Genomic DNA, 18,028 nt, shown 5'->3' on the forward strand with positions numbered 1-18,028 from the left:
AACCCGGGGCAGGTGGGTGATTATCATCAACCGGCGCGGAAAGTCCAGCGCCGCGGCCCGCCACCGAGAGCCGAATGGCTCAGCTCAGTGGCCGGTATTGCAGGCTTAGCGTCAGGCTGTGGCGCTGGTTGGTGTGCAGCAGAACCAGGCCGGGTTTGCCGGGCAGATGATGGGCGTTGACCGGATGGCTGACCGGCTCGAAGCAGAAGAAGGCTTTGCCTTCGGGGCAGAACAGCAGGTAGATGCCTTGCTCGCTAACCAGCTCCAGGCTGTAGCCAGCATCCGGCTGAACGATTCGCGCCTGGCCATTCCAGCCGACAAAGGCATTGTCGGTGTGATGCGGCGGCAGCTCTTGTTCCTGGCTGAAATTCCAGTGCGGCGGCACGGCGCTCAACTCGGTCGGCAGGCTGTGCCGGTCACACTGCCAGACCTGCTCGGCGCCGGCCTGCAGGCGGGTGTGCGGGGTACGCGGAAAATAGGGATGCAGGCCCAGGCCATGCCACATCGGCGCCTCTGCGTTATGGGTAACCTGCAGGTGGATGTGCAGGCGGCCTTCGTTCAGTTCGATTCGTTGCTCGGCGGTGTAGGCGAACGGCACCTGGCTGGCCAGGCGCAGCAGTGCCGAGCGTTCACTGTGCTCGACGACTTCCCAGGCTTGCTGCCAGGCGCTGCCGTGAATCGGCAGAGGCGAGTTCTGCGCGTTTGCTTGAAGCGCCAGCCAGCCCTCGGGGTTGTCGAAACCGCCCTTGGTGATGCGGTTCGACCAGGGCACCAGCGGGTAGCAGCCGAGCTGGCGTGGCGTAGCGGCCTCGAGCGCCTGCTGGTCGGCAGGGCGCAACAGCGACTGGCCGGTGGCAACGACCGTCCAGTTGGCGATGGCGCCGCCAACGCCGGGTGCCAGGGTAAGCTGGGTAATACCGTCGTGCAGGTGTAGAGTGTTGGACGACATGGGGCAGTACCTGTGCAGTTATCGAGCCGTTAGGCGGAGATAAACGAAGAACGTGTCATCATACAACTCTCTGAGATATGATGCGCCTTGGCCATCAAGACGATAGCGATCTCTATGGAAACTCAGAACACGCAGCCACGTGCGCGGCGCAAGCACCGCAGCCTGGCACAGGAACTGGTCGCGGAGTTGTCCCAACGCATTCGCGACGGGGTGATCAAGCGTGGTGACAAGTTGCCGACCGAGTCGGCGATCATGGAAGAGCAGGGCGTCAGCCGCACCGTGGTGCGTGAAGCGCTGTCGCGCTTGCAGGCGTCTGGCCTGGTGGAAACCCGCCACGGTATCGGCACTTTCGTGCTCGATACGCCGAACCCGGGCGGCTTCCGCATCGACCCGGCGACCATCGTCACCCTGCGTGAGGTGCTGGCTGTTCTCGAGCTGCGCATCAGCCTGGAAGTGGAATCGGCCGGCCTGGCTGCCCAGCGTCGTACGCCCGAGCAACTGGCCGCCATGCGCCAGGCGCTGGATGCACTGAATGAGGGTGCGGCCCACGAAAGTGACGCCGTATCGTCGGATTTCCAGTTTCACCTGCAGATCGCCCACGCCACCGGCAACCGCTACTTCACCGACATCATGAGCCACCTGGGCACCAGCATCATTCCGCGCACCCGGCTCAACTCGGCGCGGATCGCCCATGACGACCATGCGCACTACATGGCGCGCCTGGAACGCGAGCACGAGCAGATCTTCGAAGCCATCGCCCGCCAGGATTCGGATGCGGCGCGCGCCGCCATGCGCCTGCACCTGACCAACAGCCGCGAGCGCCTGCGTCAGGCCCACGAGTCGGCCGAAGTGGCTGCCAAGCAGGCTTAAAACCTGCAAGCCAATAGGCCAGACCAGAATCTGTTTACGATCTTGCGAGCTAGAGCCCTGCAAGGCAGAAACAGGCGAGGACGCGGAGTTTTACTGTTGTAAATGAGCATCCGAGCCTGTTTCTAACGCGGCAGGGCCGACGCGCAGCTGATCGTGAGACGCGCAGCTGAGCGTAAATGGATGCTCAGGCGTCCTTGCGATAGGTCAGCAACACAATCCCCGCCAGCACGATCGCGCCGCCGATCATCTGCATGCCGCTCAATACCTGATCCAGCAGCAGCCAGCCGAACAGCAGCGTGGCGATGGGCTCCATGTTCATCACCGGCGCGTTCTTGGCCATGTTCAGGCGCGGTACGCTGACGAACAGCATGCAGAAGGCGATGCCGTAGAGCAGCACCAGGGCGCCCAGGGCCGTCCAGCCGGTGCTGTTGGCCGGCAGGTTCATGCCGCCGGGAATCAGGTCGGCGCTGCCGGCCAGCGCCATGCTGCTGAACACGATCATCAGCGTCAGCATGCTGCGCACCGAGCCGCGCAGGTTCGACAGCTTGTGATCGGTGATCCACAGCGCGCAGGCGAAGACGCACGCCGCCACGAACGACACGCTGACGCCCAGCACCCAGTCGGGGCCGGCAGGTTCGCTGGCGCTCAGGCGCGCTGGCAGATCCAGGGCGAAGACCAGGCCGAGCAGGATCAGCCCCATCAGCATCACCGTACGCCGCGTGGGTGCCGAGCCGCCCAGTGCCCAGGTGAGCAGGGCCAGCAGGATCGGAAAGGTATTGCCGATCAGCAGCGCCAGCGCCACCGGAATGCGTGCGACGGCGGTGTACAGGCAAATGCTCTGGGTGGCGATCAGCAGGCCCAGCAGCAGTTGCCAGCGCCAGGCGGCCGGCGGCATCTGCAGCGCCTGGCGCTGCCAGAGCACGATGCCGAGCAGCACCAGCATGGTCACGCCCGAGCGGCAGAGAATGGCCAGTAGCAGGCCGGTGTCGTTGTCGAAGGCGATGCGCGCGGCAATGTGGTTGCCGGCGAACGAGCAGGCCAGCAACGCCAGGATCAGTACCGCGATGTGGCGGGGAAACAGGGCAGGGGCAATCATGAGCAATTTCCGTATCGAGTTGAACCTGAAGCGCCTGACGGTTGTACCGTTCTCTCTGCGCTAAAAAAAACGGCGGATCGCGTTATGCACGCGACCCGCCGCGGGTGGAGCAGTATCAGAGTACGACGCTAGGCAGCCACAGCGAGATGGCCGGAACGTAGGTGACCAGCATCAGCACGGCGAACAGCGCCGCGTAGAAGGGCAGCAGTGCCTTGACGGTGGCTTCGATGCTCACTTTGCCGATTGCCGCCCCGACGAACAACACCGCGCCAACCGGCGGGGTGATCAGGCCGATACCCAGGTTGACCAGCATGATCATGCCGAAGTGTACCGGGTCGACGCCGAACGAGGTCACCACCGGCAGCAGGATCGGGGTGAGGATCAGGATCAGTGGTGCCATGTCCATCAGGGTGCCCAGGACCAGCAGCATGAAGTTGACGCACATCAGGATCACGTAGCGGTTGTCCGAGAAGGTCAGGAACGCGGTGGTGATCTTCGACGGGATCTGCATCAGGGTCATGATGTAACCGAAGGCGGCGGCGAAGGCGATCAGGATCATCACGATCGACAGCGTGCGCACGGTGCGGTGCATCATCTTCGGCAGCTCATGCCACTTGTAGTCGCGGTAGATGAACATGGTCACGAAGAACGCCCAGATCACCGCCACGGCCGCGGATTCGGTGGCGGTGAACACCCCCGAGAGAATACCGCCGAGGATGATGCCCATGGTCATCAGGCCCCACAGGGCGTCGACACAGATCTTGATCGCCTGGCGCAGCGGGATCACTTCGCCTTTCGGGTAGTTGCGCTTCTTGGCGAACCACAGGCACAGGGCGGCCATGGTGGCGCTCATCAGCAGGCCCGGGCCGATGCCGGCCATGAACAACGCGGCGATGGACACCGTGCCGCCAGCGGCCAGGGAGTAGATCACCGAGTTGTGGCTGGGCGGGGTGAGCAGCGCCTGCACCGAACCGGAGACGGTCACGGCGGTGGCGAATTCACGCGGGTAGCCCTTCTTCTCCATTTCCGGGATCAGCACCGAGCCCACCGACGCGGTGTCGGCCAGGGAGGAGCCGGAGATGGCGCCGAAGAAGGTCGACGCGGTGATATTGACCAGCGACAGGCCACCGCGCACGAACCCCACCAGGACGCCCGCGAAGGCTACCAGGCGGCGAGCCATGCCGCCCTCGGCCATGATCGCGCCGGCCAGCACGAAGAACGGAATGGCCAGCAGGGAGAACTTGTTCACGCCACCGGCGATCTGGATCATCACCGCGTGCAGCGGGATATCGATGTACCAGGCGCCGATCAGCGCGGACATGCCCAGGGCGTAGGCGACAGGTACGCGCAGCAGGATCAGGACGATGAAGCTGCCTACGAGAATGGCGGCGTCCATTACACGGCCTCCTTGGAGTCTTCGACCGCTTCGAAATCAACCGCGCGACGTTTGTGTTGATCGCCGTAAAGCAGTTGTTCGATGACGAACATCAGGGTGATGAAGCCGCCGACGGGAATCGGCATGTAGCTGATGCCGACACGTACGCTTGGCAGGGTGCTGAGGAACTGGTTCCAGGTGGCTACGCAGAGCTTGTAGCCCCAGATCAGCATGAACAGTGCGATGGCCCCCATGGCCAGGCGCACGAAAAGGGTGATCAGCGGCTGCGCGCCGTTGGGCAGGCGATCGGTCAGTGAGGTCACGGCCATGTGAGCCCCGGCGCGGTAGCTGGCCGCGGCGCCGATGAAGGTGAACACCACCATCAGCAGAATGGAGATGGGTTCGGGCCAGCCGAGGCCCTGGCCCAGCACGTAGCGGCTGAACACGCCCCAGGGAATGATCGTGGCCATGATCACGATCGCCAGGCCGGCGACGGTGATGCAGGCGCGGTAGATGACGTCGTTGACGCCCAGTACCAGGTTTTTCATGAGACTTCACCGGATGGCATGGAGCCGGCGGATGCCGGCTCCATGCGCTTGCGCGAGATTTTTATCAGGTCATTGAAAAACGTCAGCGAGGCAGCCGATGCGAGGCAAAAACAGCCGAAAAAGCGGAGTGTACGAGTAGTACATGAGCATTTTGAGGTTGTTTTTAACGAAGCAGCGGCAACGCAGCTAGCTTTTCAATACCTGTTACTTGACGGCTTCGATGCGCTTGATCAGATCGGCGTACTGAGCGCCGTACTTCTCGCGAACCGGAGCGGTCGCTTCGTAGAACGGCTTGGTGTCGATTTCGATGAATTCGACGCCTTCGGCCTTCAGTTTCTCGTCGCTGGCCTTTTCCTTGGCGGTCCACAGTTCACGCTCTTCGAGCTGCGCTTCCTTGGCCAGTTTCTTGACCAGGGTCTGCTGCTCGGGGGTCAGCTTTTCCCAGGTTGCCTTGGACATCAGCAGCGGCTCGGGCAGGATCAGGTGGTGGGTCTGGGTGTAGTACTTGGCGACGCGGAAGTGGTTGTGCTCGAGCAGGGTCGGCGAGTTGTTCTCGGCGCCGTCGATCACGCCGCTTTGCAGGGCGCTGAAGATTTCACCGGTGTCCATGGCGATGCCGTTGGCGCCCATGGCGTTGAGGGTGTCGATGAACAGCGGGTTGCCGATCACGCGGATCTTCATGCCCTTGAGGTCTTCGAGCTTGCGCACCGGCTTCTTGGTGTAGAGGCTGCGGCTGCCGGCTTCCATCCACGCCAGGCCGACCATGTTGAAGTCGGAGTTGGTGATGGCGTCGAGGATTTCCTGGCCGATCTCACCGTCGACCACCTTGCGCATGTGGTCGATGTCGCGGAACACGAACGGCATGTTGAATACGTTGGTGGCTGGAACCACGGGGCCAACCGAACCGAGGCTGACGCGGGTCAGCTGCACGGCGCCGATCTGGGTCTGCTCGATCACTTCCTTCTCGGAACCCAGTACGCCACCGGCGAACATCCGCGATTTGATCTCGCCGTTGGTGGCGGTATCGAGTTTCTTGCCGAGGTTTTCCATCGCCACCACGGTCGGGTAACCGGCCGGGTGGATCTCGGCGATCTTCAGGGTCATGTCGGCCTGGACCAGGCTGGACAGGCCCATGGCCAGGGGAAGTGCAGCAATCAGTAACTTGCGCTTGAAATTCATGGGTGAATCTCCGTTTTGTTGTTGTTGGTGTGCAGCGTTGTGATGTGCCTGGCGTCCCCGTGCAGCGGAGCGCCTGCTATCGGTATCAAGGGTTGAACGGTGTTTCGGCGATGCCGCTGACCCCCGCTTGCAGGGCGAACACGCCGCCGGCCAGGGGCTGATCGTCGAGGTTGCCGCCGGGTCGGATCGAGGTCACGAACAGGGTGTCCAGATTCGGCCCGCCGAAGGCGCACATGGTCGGCTTGTGCACCGGCACCTGCAGCGAGCGATCAAGGCGCCCGGCCGGGGTGAAGCGGTGAATCAGGCCGGCATCGTTGCCGCAGATCCAGTAGCAGCCATCGGCGTCCACGGCGGCGCCATCGGGGCGGCCAGGGTAGCCGTTCATGTCCACGAACAGGCGGCGGTTGTGCGGGGTGCCGCTGTCGATGTCGTAATCGAAGGCCCAGATGGCCTGCACCGAAGGGTGCGAGTCGGACAGGTACATGACGCGGCCATCCGGGCTGAAAGCCAGGCCATTGGGCACGATCAGGTCGTCCAGCAGCACGGGCAGGGTGCTCTGGCCGGCGCCGTCATAGCGATACAGCGCACCGACCTTGGCGCCTGCGGCCATGTCCATCAGCATGCTGCCGGCCCAGAAGCGCCCCTGACGGTCGCAGCGCCCGTCGTTGAAGCGCATCTGCTCGCGGGCATGGCTGACCGCAACCAGGCGTTCGCCGCTCAGGCGCCCATCATTGCCGGCGGTCAGCTGGAAGATGCCGCTCTGCATGCCGGCGACCCAGCTGCCATCAGCGCGCTGGGCGATACAGGCGAGCATTTCGTCGGCTTCCCAGCTTTGCGTGCTGGCGTCCGCCAGGTTCCAGCGATACAGCCGCCTGTTGGGAATGTCGGCCCAGTACAAGGCCTCATCCCGCGGGCTCCATACCGGGCTTTCGCCCACGGCATTGCGGGCGTCGAAAATCAGTTCGGCTTGCTTGGGCATGTCCGACCTCTTGTTATTGTTATCGTAGGGGAGGGCGCGGTCTCAGTCGTCGCCGAACGGGCCGGCTGCCGTGAAGGCACCGCCGTGATAGAGGGCGTTCGGGTCGTCTGCCGCCACCGGGGGCTGGGCCTCGACCTTGTCGCGGAAGACTTCGGAGGTGTCCTTGGGCTCGAAGCCCAGGTGGGCGGCCTTGCTGTTGTCCCACCAGACGGTCTTGTTCGCCGAGGCGCCGTAGACCACGGTGTGGCCGACGTTCGGCGTGGTGAGGCCGCGCTCGATCAGTTGCATCAGGTCGTCATAGCTCAGCCAGGTGCTCATCATGCGGCGGTTCAGCGGCTCGGTGAACGAGGAGCCGATGCGAAGGCTGACGGTCTCGATGCCGTAGCGGTCGAAATAGAAGCTGGCCATGTCCTCGCCGTAGGACTTCGACAATCCGTAGTAACCATCCGGACGGCGCGGGGCGTCGGCATCGATGGTGTCGGTCTGTTTGTGAAAACCGATGACATGGTTGGAGCTGGCGAAGATGATGCGTTTGACGCCGTGGCGACGCGCCGCTTCATAGATATGAAAGACGCCGCAGATGTTCGGGCCGAGGATTTCCTCGAACGGACGCTCCACCGATACGCCACCGAAGTGCAGGATGGCGTCGACGCCTTCAACCAGTTGGTGAACGGCCTGCTTGTCGGCCAGATCGCAGATCTGCACCTCGATGTGCGGGCCTTCGGCCGGCGCCATTTCGGCGATGTCGGAAAGGCGCAGCACCTTGGTCAGTGGCTGCAGGCGCTCGCGCAGCACTTTGCCCAATCCGCCTGCCGCGCCAGTGAGCAGCAGGCGATGGAAGGGCGGTTGCGCATTGGAAGTGGTAGTCATGGCGGAAGCAGTCTCTGGTTGTTTTTATGGAGAGCTTGTTATCGGTTGTCGTATGACGTGAGGGGATTATCAACAGCCTCCGATTGTGCTGTCAACGCGACGTCCAAAAAAACCTCGGCAATCCGTCTGGTAGGCTGGAACGCTTGTCCGCTGCGCATTTGCTCAGGTTTTTGGTGGCGCTGGTCAATCACAAAATGACTGGTCGGTCACTGCCGTTTGCCGAGCTTTGCTGGCGGCGTGAATGGCCTTTTTGAGCGCGCCGGGTGTAAAAGGTCGAGTAGGGTATGGTTTTAGTTATTGTCGTACGATAACGTATCTCTACAGCCAGCGGCTGCCCATTTCCACATGCGCTACAGGTACTCGAAGAATGACCCCACAAGAATTAAAATCCGTCCTCTCCTCCGGTCTGCTGTCCTTCCCGCTGACCGATTTCGATGCCCAAGGCGAATTCAACCCTGAAGGCTACGTACGCCGCCTCGAGTGGCTGGCCCCGTACGGCGCCACCGCCCTGTTTGCCGCTGGCGGTACCGGTGAATTCTTCTCCCTGGCCGCCGACGAGTATTCGTCGGTGATCAAGACCGCCGTCGACACCTGCGCAGGCAGCGTGCCGATTCTGGCTGGCGTGGGCGGCTCCACCCGCCAGGCCATCCAGTATGCCCAGGAAGCCGAGCGCCTTGGCGCCAAGGGCCTGCTGCTGCTGCCGCATTACCTGACCGAAGCTTCGCAGGAAGGCGTTGCTGCCCACGTCGAGCAGGTCTGCAAATCGGTGAAGATCGGTGTGGTGGTCTACAACCGCAACGTCTGCCGCCTGAACGCGAGCCTGCTCGAGCAACTGGCCGAGCGCTGCCCGAACCTGATCGGCTACAAGGACGGCCTGGGCGATATCGAGCTGATGGTGTCGATCCGCCGTCGCCTGGGCGATCGCTTCAGCTACCTCGGCGGGCTGCCGACCGCCGAAGTCTATGCCGCGGCCTACAAGGCCCTGGGCGTACCGGTGTATTCCTCGGCGGTGTTCAACTTCATCCCGAAAACCGCGATGGACTTCTACCACGCCATTGCCAAGGACGATCACGCCACCGTCGGCAAGATCATCGACGACTTCTTCCTGCCATACCTGGACATCCGTAACCGCAAGGCCGGTTATGCGGTCAGCATCGTCAAGGCTGGGGCGAAGATTTCCGGTTACGACGCCGGCCCGGTTCGCGCTCCGCTGACCGACCTGCTGCCGGACGAATACGAGAAGCTGGCTGCGCTGATCAAGGCGCAAGGCGCGCAATAAGCGCCTGCCCCCCGTCTCTCGAAAAGGCCGCTGTTGACAGCGGCCTTTTGCGTTCTGGCGAGGGCGTAATGGAGCGAAGCCGGGCAGGGCACCCGATCCAGCTGTTGTGGTGGGGCTGAGATGTCATGGCGTGGGCGACGGCAGAGGGTTGATTCCTTGTGGGAGCGGGCCATGCCCGCGACGCCCTTTGATGGCTAGCTACCTGGGCGGGCAAAGGCCTGTGCTAGTGATGGCGACAGTAGTCGTGCTTGGGCTGTCGCGCCCATGGCGCGCTCCCACAATACCGCGTGCGCTCAAGGCTTCTTGCCATTCTGCGTCGACAGCCCCTCGTGGGAGCGGGCCATGCCCGCGATGCGCCTTGATGGCCAGCTACTTGGCCGGGAGGGTCTGCGCTAATGGTGGCGACAGTAGGTGTGCCTGGGCTGTCACGCCCATGGCGCGCTCCCACCACATCACTCCGCTCAAGGCTTCTACGCTCTTGCCGGCATTTCTGCAGAACACTCGAATAAATCCCGCAGCAACCGAAAACAGCCTCGGCAGGCTTGGCAATTTTATAGTTGTACGATAACGTATGACTTCATCTGGTCGGCAACGACCCCTGACGTTTTCCTCCAAGGGTGTAAGAAGAATGACTCCACAAGAACTAAAAACCGTCCTCTCCTCCGGCCTGCTGTCCTTTCCGCTGACCGACTTCGATGCCGCTGGTGAATTCAACCCGGCTGGCTACGTGCGTCGTCTGGAATGGCTGGCCCCGTACGGCGCCACCGCGCTGTTCGCCGCTGGCGGTACCGGTGAATTCTTCTCCCTGGCCGCTGACGAGTATTCGTCGGTGATCAAGACCGCCGTCGATACCTGCGCAGGCAGCGTGCCGATTCTGGCTGGGGTGGGCGGCTCCACCCGCCAGGCCATCCAGTATGCCCAGGAAGCCGAGCGCCTTGGCGCCAAGGGCCTGCTGCTGCTGCCGCATTACCTGACCGAAGCTTCGCAGGAAGGCGTTGCTGCCCACGTCGAGCAGGTCTGCAAATCGGTGAAGATCGGTGTGGTGGTCTACAACCGCAACGTCTGCCGCCTGAACGCGAGCCTGCTCGAGCAACTGGCCGAGCGTTGCCCAAACCTGATCGGCTACAAGGATGGCCTGGGTGACATCGAACTGATGGTGTCGATCCGCCGTCGCCTGGGCGAGCGCCTGACCTACCTGGGCGGCCTGCCGACCGCCGAAGTCTACGCCGCGGCTTACAAGGCCCTGGGTGTACCGGTGTACTCCTCGGCGGTGTTCAACTTCATCCCGAAAACCGCGATGGACTTCTACCACGCCATTGCCCGTGAAGATCACGCCACCGTTGGCAAGATCATCGACGACTTCTTCCTGCCATACCTGGATATCCGCAACCTGAAATCCGGTTACGCCGTGAGCATCGTCAAGGCTGGCGCCAAGATCGCCGGCTACGACGCTGGCCCGGTTCGGGCTCCGCTGACCGATCTGCTGCCAGCCGAGTACGAGAAACTGGCTGCGCTGATCAAGAAGCAAGGCGCCCAGTAAGCGCGTCGCCTTTACAAGGCACTCGAAAAGCCCGGGCCTCATGCCCGGGCTTTTTGCGTTCTGCAGGACAACACCCGATTACAGCGGGCTCCCTGGTTACCGCCTCGGCGGCTGGTTAAGATGCGTGATCTCTCACGCAATCCGCGGCCCGTCATGGCAAAGAAATCTTCTCGCGCTTCATCTTCCAGCACGCCATCGAGCAAGGGCGCGAGCGTGACGCTGATCGACGTGGCCAAGGTGGCGGGGGTTTCGCCGATCACCGTGTCCCGTGCGCTGAACCGACCCGACGTGGTCAGCGAGAGTGCCCGCAAGAAAGTCCTCGAGGCGGTGCGGGTTACCGGCTATGTACCCAACATGCTGGCGGGCGGCCTGGCCTCCAACAAGAGCCGCCTGATCGCCATCTTCGTGCCGACCATCGCCCACTCGATCTTCGCCGAAACCGTGCAATCACTGATGGATCACCTGACCGCCGCCGGCTACCAGAGCATGATCGGCCTGACCGGCTATTCTGCCGAGCAGGAGGAGCGCCTGCTCGGCGCGGTGCTCGGCCGGCGCCCCGACGGCATCGTGCTGACCGGCACGCTGCACACCGAGCAGAGCCGGCTGCGCCTGCAGGCAGCGGGCATTCCGGTGGTCGAGGCCTGGGACCTGGGTGCAGCGCCCATCGACATGCAGGTGGGCTTTTCCCATGAGCAGGTCGGCCAGGCCATCGCCAAGCACCTCTATGGCAAGGGTTACCGGCGCTTCGCCATCGTCTCGGTCGACGACTCGCGGGCGCTCAAGCGTAGCCGCAGTGTGGCAACCCAGCTGCAGGCACTCGGTATCGAAACGGTGCCGATGATGCTTCTCGCCGCGCCTGCCACCGTGCAAAGCGGCAGGGAAGGGCTGTGCCGGTTGCTGACTGACGGCCATCGGCCGCAGGTGGTGGTGTGCAGTTCCGATACGGTGGCCCAGGGCATTCTTGCCGAGGCCGCCAGCCGCGGCCTGGAGATTCCCGGGCAGCTGGCCGTGATGGGCTTTGGCGACCTCTCCAGCGCGGCCCATCTGCACCCGGCGCTGTCCACGGTGAATGTCGATGGCGGGCGTATGGGCGAGCTGACAGCCAATGCCTTGTTGCAACGCTTGCGCGACGACGAGTGCAAGCCGGTGCGTGTCGACACCGGCTTCACCCTTGTCGACCGGCAGACCACCTGAAGGAAAATCCTTTTCTCGTCAGACAACTGATGACTGTCGCATAAAGCGCTTGAATGATTGCGCAATCATAGTAAAGTCAGGCCACGATCACTGGCGCGCTGCCGCCTCCGTGAGGCGACTGGCGCAACGACCGCTGCCAGCGACCAGCCAACGGCAGCCGACCAGGGCAATGACCATCAGCAGCGCAGCCGAGCTGTATCCAGCACCCGGCTGACCGGCAGGCTCCACCGCGATCCTGCCGCTACAACAATAAAAGGATTGGCCCATGACCCTCATTCAACATCAGGATTCACCTCGTTACATCCGCCTGCATCCCGACGACAACGTCGGGGTGGTGGTCAACGAGCAGGGCGTTGCCGCGGGCGGTCAGTTCGCCGACGGTCTGCAGGCGCAGGAAGGCATTCCGCAAAGCCACAAGGTCTCGCTGGTAGCGATTCCCGAAGGCGGCACCGTGGTGCGCTATGGCGAGGTGATCGGCTATGCGCTCAAGCCCATCGCCGCCGGCAGTTGGGTCACCGAGCAGGTGCTGCGCATGCCCGAGCCGCCGGTGCTGGATAACCTGCCGAAGGCGACCATCAAGGCGCCAATACCCGAGCCGCTGGATGGCTACACCTTCGAGGGCTTCCGCAACCCGGACGGCACCGTCGGCACCCGCAACATCCTCGGCGTGACCACCACGGTGCAGTGCGTGGTCGGCGTGCTCGACCACTGTGTGGAGCGTGTGCGCAAGGAAATCCTGCCCAGGTACCCGAACGTCGACGACGTGGTGCCGCTGTCGCACAGCTACGGCTGCGGCGTGGCGATCAACGCGCCGGATGCCGTGGTGCCGATCCGCACCCTCTACAACATCAGCCGCAACCCCAACCTCGGTGGCCAGGCGCTGGTGATCAGCCTGGGCTGCGAAAAACTGCAGGCCAACCAGCTGATGGATGGCGACTCGCTGACCAACGGCATGGACGAGGAGCAGTGGCTGTTCCGCCTGCAGGATTCCAGCACCGGCTTCACCGGCATGGTCGAAGAAATCATGGCGATGATCGAGACGCGCCTGAAGGTACTCGATCAGCGTCGTCGCGAAACCGTACCGGCCAGCGAACTGGTAGTGGGCATGCAGTGCGGCGGCAGTGACGCCTTCTCGGGCATCACCGCCAACCCTGCATTGGGGGTGGCGGCTGACCTTCTGGTGCGCGCCGGCGCCACCGTGATGTTCTCCGAGAACACCGAAGTGCGAGATGGCATTCACCTGCTGACGCCACGTGCCGCCAGCGTGGACGTTGCCGATGCACTGATCCGCGAGATGGACTGGTACGACCGTTACCTGGAGCGTGGCATGGCCGATCGTAGCGCCAACACCACGCCGGGCAACAAGAAAGGCGGCCTGAACAACATCGTCGAAAAGGCCATGGGCTCCATCGCCAAGTCCGGCAACAGCCCGATCGTCGGGGTGGTCGCGCCGGGCGAGCGGATTCGCGGCAAAGGCCTGTGGTTCTGCGCCACGCCGGCCAGCGACTTCATCTGCGGCACCCTGCAGCTGGCGGCCGGCATGAACCTGCACATCTTCACCACCGGCCGCGGTACGCCGTACGGCCTGTCCATGGTGCCGGTGATCAAGGTGGCCACCCGCACTCAACTGGCCGAGCGCTGGCCGGACCTGATCGACGTGGATGCCGGGCAGATCACTTCCGGGCGCATGAGCCTCGAGGAAATGGGCTGGCACATCTTCCAGCTCTATCTGGATGTGGCCAGCGGCAAGAAACACACCTGGGCGGAGAAACATCGCCTGCACAATGATCTGGTGCTGTTCAATCCCGCTCCGGTGACCTGATCGATAACCGGACACAGATGCCCGCCTCGATGCGCCCGCGCTCGGCGTGGCGGGTATCATCCACGCTTTGACGCCCACTACAGGAGAGCTGCATGAGTCGTCCCACTGTGCTTCAGGTCGGTCGTTTCCCACCGCGTTTCAATGAGCGCCTGCAGCGCGACTACCAATTGGTTCGCCTGTGGGAGCAGAAGGATTTCCTCAGCGAGCGCGGCGCCGATATCGATATCGTGGTCACCTCGGCGCGGTACGGTTGCTCGGCTGAGCAGCTGGCGCAGATGCCCAACCTCAAGGCCATCTGCAGCTTCGGCGTCGGCTACGATTCGATCGCTGTCGATGAAGCCAAGGCGCGGGGCATCGTGATCAGCACCACCCCGGACGTGCTCAACGAGTGCGTCGCCGATACCGCGATTGGTCTGGTGATCGACACCGCACGACAGTTCGCCGCCTCTGATCGTCACGTGCGCCAGGGCAAATGGCTCAACGGCCAGTACCCGCTGACCCGCAAGGTCAGTGGCAAGAAGCTGGGCATCGTTGGCTTCGGGCGCATCGGCAAGGACATCGCCAAACGCGCTACTGGCTTCGACATGGAGATCCGCTACCACAAGCGTCGCGAGGATCCCGACAGCGGCTACCGCTTCGAAGCCGACCTCAAGGCACTGGCCACCTGGGCCGACTTTCTGGTGCTGGCGTGCCCGGGCGGCGCGGCTACCCATCATCTGATCGATGCCGAGATCCTGGCGGCACTGGGCGCGAACGGCATTCTGGTGAATATCGCTCGCGGTACCGTCGTGGACGAACAGGCGCTGGTTGCGGCGCTGCAGGCGGGCACGCTGGGCGGCGCGGGGCTGGACGTGTTCGAGGACGAGCCGCGGGTCCCCGAGGCACTGTTCGGCATGCCCAATGTGGTGCTGTTGCCCCACGTGGGCAGCGCCACCGAGGAAACCCGGCTGGCCATGGAGAACCTGGTGTTCGATAATCTCGATGCCTTTATCGAGCGCGGTGAGCTGATCACCCCGCTCTGACCGAATAGGCGGGCCGCTCAGGCGGCCTCGCTTATACGCGCCGGGCCACAAGCTCGATCGCGGTTTCTACCCTTGAGCGTCACCCGGTGCACCACAAGTGCACCGGGCTCCTCGAGGTTGCTCGGGGTCTTGTCGGTCTGTTGTCAGGTAGAAATGGACTACGTCCATGGGGTCGCGCGCATGGCTGCCCCTGTTGCCTTCACTGCCAAGGTGGCGCGTTCGGATAGGCTCTTCAGGCCAGCGGGGCCTCGCGCCTGGCAATCAATTCCATCATCTTCCCGTTGCCATCGAGAATGTCGGTGCAGATCGCTTGGCGTGCTGCCGCGCCGTCGCCTTTTTCCAGCGCGCGCAACACCTGCCAATGGTGCTCGACGGCCATGCGCTCGTTGAAGTCGCCATAGGCCCGGGCAATCAGCGGGCCGGTGCGCATCCACAGGCTGTCGAGCATATCGCGCAGCAGCGGCATGCCGGCGATATCGGCCAGGGCGAAGTGGAAGGCCTGGTTGAGCTTCAGCGCCGCGATCAGGTCGCCGCTGTGCACGGCCTCCAGGTTGTCGCGGATAGTGCGCTCGAGCATCTGCAATTGCTCGGGCGTCACCTTGCTTGCCGCGGTTTCCGCCGCCAGGCCTTCGAGTGCCAGGCGAATGCTGCGGATTTCCGCGTACTGCGCCCCGGTCAGCACCGGCACACGAATATCGCGCGGGGTCTTGAGGACCAGCGCCTTTTCCTTGGCCAATTGCAGGATGGCGTCGCGCACCGGCGTGACGCTGGTGCCCAGCTGTTCGGCCAGGTCACGGATGCGCAGGCGGTCATCGGGCTGGAAGCGGCCGGTGATCAATGCCTCGCGCAGCAGGGCGTAAACGCCACTGCCCAGGTAGGTGTGGCTGAGACCGTCGATGGGGTATTTCATGGTGGTGGCTTCCGGGGCGCGGGCCAGGCGATTCTACCTTGCGGCGCGTTACACGTGCTGGCCACCGTTGACGTGAATTTCTGCGCCATTCACGTACGTCGCTCCGGAGGTGCAGAGAAAGTACACCAGCGAGGCGACTTCCTCGGGCTTGCCCAGGCGATGCATGGGGATGTCGCGCTCGACGATCTGTTCGGTACCCGAGGAGAGGATCGAAGTGTCGATTTCCCCCGGCGCTATGGCGTTGACGCGCACTCCGTGACAGCCGAATTCATGGGCCATCTCGCGGGTCAGCGCCGCCAGCCCGGCCTTGGAGGCGGCATAGGCGGAACCGGCGAAGGGGTGCACCCGTGAACCGGCGATGGAGGTGACGTTGATGATGCTGCCCTGGACTGCCTTCAGTTCCTCGAACAGGCCGCGGGCGAGCAGGGCGGTGGAGAACAGGTTGACGTTGAATACCTTGGTCCAGGTCGCGTAGTCGCTACCCAGCACGCCGAGGCGCTGACCATCCTCGCCCTTGGGCGACACACCGGCATTGTTGACCAAGGCATCCAGGCGCCCGCCGAGCTTCTCGCGGATCAGCGGCAGGCTCTCCTGCAGGTGCTCGATGTCTTCGAGATCCAGGTGGATATGGTTGAGCGTGCCGTCGGCCCACGGGCATTCGGCGACCCAGTCATGGCGCGAGGCGGTGAAGATGCGCCAGCCCGCGGCATTGAAGTGCTTGACCGTGGCATGGCCGATGCCGCGGCTGGCGCCGGTCAGCAGCAGGGTTTTCGAGTGGCTCATGACGGTTCTCCGCAGGTGGGTGAGCGATGACTGTGGCAGCAGATGAAGCATGGCGCAGTGGTATTTATGATGCAGCCTGCACAGATCGGCAGCTAGCTGCTGGCCGGCATCCGCCCACTGGCGCAACGCCACGAATGGATTGGCGATGTGCGCGGGGGCGGGATGTTCATCGGCCTCGAGCAGGCCAGCGGGTGGTCAACGGCACGTGCGAGCGCGGCGTGCTGATCAGTGCCGCGGGGCCGCTGGAGAACATCCAGAAGATTCGGCCGTTGCTGGCGTTCGAACATTTGCATGCCGGTCTGCTGAGCGCAGCGCTGCAAGCGCAGGCTTGAGCCAGTCAGGTCCGCTGAAGGAACTCGGCGGGCACCGCTTCCGTTAGCCACACGCCATTGTCAGCCTGGAAGAATGCGAAGCCCTGTTCATGCATGCGCAGCGCCTCGACCGTGAGGATCACAGGGCTGCCATAACGCTGTCCGACTTGTAGTGCCGTTTCCACATCTTGCGACAGGTGCACGTGGTGGCGTGCTCCGGCGACCAGTCCCTGTGCCTCGATGCCGGCGAGGAAGCGGCTGGCCGTGCCATGGTAAAGCCGCTCGGGTGGCCGCTTTTGCACGTGCTGCAGCTGTACCTGGGTGGTCGAGTGGCCTTGTACCGCTCGAATCCTGCGGCCATCGTCGGACAGGCTGAAACGTTTCTTGTCGCTGCTGGCAACCACTGTGCGGATGGTATCGATATCCAACTGGCGGCCGCTGGCGGCTGCGCCTTCTATCAGCGCATCGAGGTTGGCCCAGCCTTCGCTGTCCAACTGCAGCCCGATGGCCTGCGGCTCGTGGCGCAGCACATAGCTGAGGAATTTACTGGTGTCGCTGAGTGACTCGCTGTTCATGCGTTCCCTGCCCATGGCGAAGTTGGTACTGGTTGGCGTTTTCAGGCGCCCGGTGCGTTGTCCAGGGCTTTGCAGCTGGCCGCGTAGTTCTGCCGGCAGGCGCTCTGGAACAGACGGCGCGCCTGGTTGGGGTCGCGCTCGACGCCATCGATGCCGCGCATATAAAGGTTGCCGAGAATATGCTGGGCCATCGGGTTGCCGCTGCTGGCCGACTGGTTCAGGTATTTGAGCATGGCTGGCGGGTTGCGGAATTCCGGGTTGTCGCGGCCGGTATAGAGGTAGGCCAGGCTGACGGCCGCCTCGGCATGGCCGCGATCGGCTGCCTGCTTCCACCAGTACTCGGCCTGCTTGAGGTCCTTTTGCGGCTTGCCAACGAAGTAGAAGCTGCCGAGTTTGAACTGGCTGTCCAGATCACCGCGCTGTGCCAGCTCGGTCAGGCGCTGGATGTCGCCGTCGATGGCCTGCTGTTCGGGGGAAACGGTGGCGCTTGTGCCCGGGTTCGCAGGTGCCTTGGTTTCCTCGCGGTTGGCGCAGCCGGCGAGCAGGACGATGCAGCTGGCGAGTAGCAGGGGAGTGGTGAGTGCGGACAGTTGGATCATATTGGGCTCCAGAGAGACGACCCGTGCTTCATCGCCAATAGCGGTCAGGGAGCCGTCAGTGCTTCGATTGTTGTCGAGCTTCGACCGGGCTGCCTGCAAACGGTTCGCTTGCACGCGGGCAAATACC

General features: G+C 63.4%; 18 protein-coding genes. 7 read left to right on the top strand and 11 right to left on the bottom strand.

All coding sequences use genetic code 11. From position 1 onward, the window contains the following. Positions 1 to 79 precede the first annotated feature (79 nt). Positions 80 to 949, bottom strand: a complete 870-nt coding sequence (locus QYS36_RS04205) for an aldose 1-epimerase (protein WP_308838305.1) — start codon at positions 947 to 949, stop codon at positions 80 to 82. Positions 950 to 1,063: 114 nt separating this feature from the next. On the opposite strand from QYS36_RS04205, the gene QYS36_RS04210 reads away from it, so the two are divergent. Beyond that, the gene (locus tag QYS36_RS04210) at positions 1,064 to 1,819 is read left to right on the top strand and encodes a FadR/GntR family transcriptional regulator (RefSeq protein ID WP_308838306.1); all 756 of its coding nucleotides are present in this window, start codon (positions 1,064 to 1,066) and stop codon (positions 1,817 to 1,819) included. Positions 1,820 to 2,003: 184 nt separating this feature from the next. Here the strand turns inward: QYS36_RS04210 and QYS36_RS04215 are convergent, their stop codons facing one another. The 6 genes from QYS36_RS04215 to QYS36_RS04240 form a co-directional block, all read right to left on the bottom strand. Next, positions 2,004 to 2,915, bottom strand: a complete 912-nt coding sequence (locus QYS36_RS04215; RefSeq protein ID WP_308838307.1) for a DMT family transporter — start codon at positions 2,913 to 2,915, stop codon at positions 2,004 to 2,006. 115 nt (positions 2,916 to 3,030) lie between these two features. Then, positions 3,031 to 4,311 (bottom strand): TRAP transporter large permease, encoded by a 1,281-nt coding sequence (locus tag QYS36_RS04220; protein WP_308838308.1) that lies wholly within the window; start codon positions 4,309 to 4,311, stop codon positions 3,031 to 3,033. Then, positions 4,311 to 4,838, bottom strand: a complete 528-nt coding sequence (locus tag QYS36_RS04225) for a TRAP transporter small permease (RefSeq protein WP_308838309.1) — start codon at positions 4,836 to 4,838, stop codon at positions 4,311 to 4,313. Before QYS36_RS04225 ends, QYS36_RS04220 begins: the two co-directional genes overlap by 1 nt. A 204-nt stretch (positions 4,839 to 5,042) precedes the next feature. Then, the gene (locus QYS36_RS04230; RefSeq protein ID WP_308838310.1) at positions 5,043 to 6,017 is read right to left on the bottom strand and encodes a TRAP transporter substrate-binding protein; all 975 of its coding nucleotides are present in this window, start codon (positions 6,015 to 6,017) and stop codon (positions 5,043 to 5,045) included. A gap of 85 nt (positions 6,018 to 6,102) precedes the next feature. Next, positions 6,103 to 6,996 carry an SMP-30/gluconolactonase/LRE family protein gene (locus QYS36_RS04235; protein WP_308838311.1) on the bottom strand — a complete coding sequence of 298 codons (894 nt, stop codon included), beginning with the start codon at positions 6,994 to 6,996 and terminating at the stop codon, positions 6,103 to 6,105. Positions 6,997 to 7,038: 42 nt separating this feature from the next. Continuing rightward, positions 7,039 to 7,866: an NAD(P)-dependent oxidoreductase gene (locus QYS36_RS04240; RefSeq protein WP_308838312.1), complete on the bottom strand. Its 828-nt coding sequence runs from the start codon at positions 7,864 to 7,866 to the stop codon at positions 7,039 to 7,041. A 367-nt stretch (positions 7,867 to 8,233) separates the two neighbouring features. Here QYS36_RS04240 and kdgD (QYS36_RS04245) point away from each other — a divergent pair, with 367 nt between their 5' ends. The 5 genes from kdgD (QYS36_RS04245) to QYS36_RS04265 all read left to right on the top strand — a co-directional run bounded on the left by kdgD (QYS36_RS04245) (position 8,234) and on the right by QYS36_RS04265 (position 14,723). Beyond that, positions 8,234 to 9,145, top strand: a complete 912-nt coding sequence (gene kdgD / locus QYS36_RS04245) for a 5-dehydro-4-deoxyglucarate dehydratase (RefSeq protein ID WP_308838313.1) — start codon at positions 8,234 to 8,236, stop codon at positions 9,143 to 9,145. 628 nt (positions 9,146 to 9,773) lie between these two features. After that, a complete protein-coding gene (kdgD, locus tag QYS36_RS04250) occupies positions 9,774 to 10,685 on the top strand; it encodes a 5-dehydro-4-deoxyglucarate dehydratase (RefSeq protein WP_308838314.1) in 912 nt (303 codons plus the stop codon). 153 nt (positions 10,686 to 10,838) lie between these two features. Further along, complete coding sequence (locus QYS36_RS04255) at positions 10,839 to 11,879, top strand: LacI family DNA-binding transcriptional regulator (protein WP_308838315.1); 1,041 nt, start codon at positions 10,839 to 10,841, stop codon at positions 11,877 to 11,879. Positions 11,880 to 12,144: 265 nt separating this feature from the next. Beyond that, positions 12,145 to 13,701: a galactarate dehydratase gene (gene garD, locus QYS36_RS04260; RefSeq protein WP_308838316.1), complete on the top strand. Its 1,557-nt coding sequence runs from the start codon at positions 12,145 to 12,147 to the stop codon at positions 13,699 to 13,701. A gap of 92 nt (positions 13,702 to 13,793) precedes the next feature. Continuing rightward, on the top strand, positions 13,794 to 14,723 hold the full coding sequence (locus tag QYS36_RS04265; RefSeq protein ID WP_308838317.1) for a 2-hydroxyacid dehydrogenase: 930 nt from the start codon (positions 13,794 to 13,796) through the stop codon (positions 14,721 to 14,723). A 232-nt stretch (positions 14,724 to 14,955) separates the two neighbouring features. Here QYS36_RS04265 and QYS36_RS04270 read toward each other — a convergent pair whose 3' ends face one another. Together QYS36_RS04270 and QYS36_RS04275 are read right to left on the bottom strand one after the other, a co-directional pair. Beyond that, positions 14,956 to 15,633, bottom strand: coding sequence for a GntR family transcriptional regulator (locus tag QYS36_RS04270; protein ID WP_308838318.1), 678 nt, complete (start codon positions 15,631 to 15,633; stop codon positions 14,956 to 14,958). Positions 15,634 to 15,681: 48 nt separating this feature from the next. Continuing rightward, complete coding sequence (locus tag QYS36_RS04275) at positions 15,682 to 16,416, bottom strand: SDR family oxidoreductase (RefSeq protein ID WP_308838319.1); 735 nt, start codon at positions 16,414 to 16,416, stop codon at positions 15,682 to 15,684. A 191-nt stretch (positions 16,417 to 16,607) separates the two neighbouring features. Here QYS36_RS04275 and QYS36_RS04280 point away from each other — a divergent pair, with 191 nt between their 5' ends. Continuing rightward, the gene (locus QYS36_RS04280) at positions 16,608 to 16,748 is read left to right on the top strand and encodes a hypothetical protein (RefSeq protein ID WP_308838320.1); all 141 of its coding nucleotides are present in this window, start codon (positions 16,608 to 16,610) and stop codon (positions 16,746 to 16,748) included. A gap of 5 nt (positions 16,749 to 16,753) precedes the next feature. Here QYS36_RS04280 and QYS36_RS04285 read toward each other — a convergent pair whose 3' ends face one another. Both QYS36_RS04285 and QYS36_RS04290 read right to left on the bottom strand, forming a co-directional pair. Next, entirely contained in the window at positions 16,754 to 17,302 is a 549-nt protein-coding gene (locus QYS36_RS04285; RefSeq protein ID WP_308838321.1) for an RNA 2'-phosphotransferase, read from the bottom strand. 41 nt (positions 17,303 to 17,343) lie between these two features. Beyond that, a complete protein-coding gene (locus QYS36_RS04290) occupies positions 17,344 to 17,901 on the bottom strand; it encodes a tetratricopeptide repeat protein (protein WP_308838322.1) in 558 nt (185 codons plus the stop codon). Between the last annotated feature and the right edge of the window lie 127 nt (positions 17,902 to 18,028).

Source organism: Pseudomonas sp. G34 (assembly GCF_031119625.1).
In the GTDB taxonomy this organism is placed as follows: domain Bacteria; phylum Pseudomonadota; class Gammaproteobacteria; order Pseudomonadales; family Pseudomonadaceae; genus Aquipseudomonas.

What these genes read in the sequence shown, in the direction of transcription:
- QYS36_RS04205 (WP_308838305.1), bottom strand. Translation starts at nt 949, where the DNA reads ATGTCGTCCAACACTCTACACCTGCACGACGGTATTACCCAGCTTACC.
- QYS36_RS04210 (WP_308838306.1), top strand. Translation starts at nt 1,064, where the DNA reads ATGGAAACTCAGAACACGCAGCCACGTGCGCGGCGCAAGCACCGCAGC.
- QYS36_RS04215 (WP_308838307.1), bottom strand. Translation starts at nt 2,915, where the DNA reads ATGATTGCCCCTGCCCTGTTTCCCCGCCACATCGCGGTACTGATCCTG.
- QYS36_RS04220 (WP_308838308.1), bottom strand. Translation starts at nt 4,311, where the DNA reads ATGGACGCCGCCATTCTCGTAGGCAGCTTCATCGTCCTGATCCTGCTG.
- QYS36_RS04225 (WP_308838309.1), bottom strand. Translation starts at nt 4,838, where the DNA reads ATGAAAAACCTGGTACTGGGCGTCAACGACGTCATCTACCGCGCCTGC.
- QYS36_RS04230 (WP_308838310.1), bottom strand. Translation starts at nt 6,017, where the DNA reads ATGAATTTCAAGCGCAAGTTACTGATTGCTGCACTTCCCCTGGCCATG.
- QYS36_RS04235 (WP_308838311.1), bottom strand. Translation starts at nt 6,996, where the DNA reads ATGCCCAAGCAAGCCGAACTGATTTTCGACGCCCGCAATGCCGTGGGC.
- QYS36_RS04240 (WP_308838312.1), bottom strand. Translation starts at nt 7,866, where the DNA reads ATGACTACCACTTCCAATGCGCAACCGCCCTTCCATCGCCTGCTGCTC.
- kdgD (WP_308838313.1), top strand. Translation starts at nt 8,234, where the DNA reads ATGACCCCACAAGAATTAAAATCCGTCCTCTCCTCCGGTCTGCTGTCC.
- kdgD (WP_308838314.1), top strand. Translation starts at nt 9,774, where the DNA reads ATGACTCCACAAGAACTAAAAACCGTCCTCTCCTCCGGCCTGCTGTCC.
- QYS36_RS04255 (WP_308838315.1), top strand. Translation starts at nt 10,839, where the DNA reads ATGGCAAAGAAATCTTCTCGCGCTTCATCTTCCAGCACGCCATCGAGC.
- garD (WP_308838316.1), top strand. Translation starts at nt 12,145, where the DNA reads ATGACCCTCATTCAACATCAGGATTCACCTCGTTACATCCGCCTGCAT.
- QYS36_RS04265 (WP_308838317.1), top strand. Translation starts at nt 13,794, where the DNA reads ATGAGTCGTCCCACTGTGCTTCAGGTCGGTCGTTTCCCACCGCGTTTC.
- QYS36_RS04270 (WP_308838318.1), bottom strand. Translation starts at nt 15,633, where the DNA reads ATGAAATACCCCATCGACGGTCTCAGCCACACCTACCTGGGCAGTGGC.
- QYS36_RS04275 (WP_308838319.1), bottom strand. Translation starts at nt 16,416, where the DNA reads ATGAGCCACTCGAAAACCCTGCTGCTGACCGGCGCCAGCCGCGGCATC.
- QYS36_RS04285 (WP_308838321.1), bottom strand. Translation starts at nt 17,302, where the DNA reads ATGAACAGCGAGTCACTCAGCGACACCAGTAAATTCCTCAGCTATGTG.
- QYS36_RS04290 (WP_308838322.1), bottom strand. Translation starts at nt 17,901, where the DNA reads ATGATCCAACTGTCCGCACTCACCACTCCCCTGCTACTCGCCAGCTGC.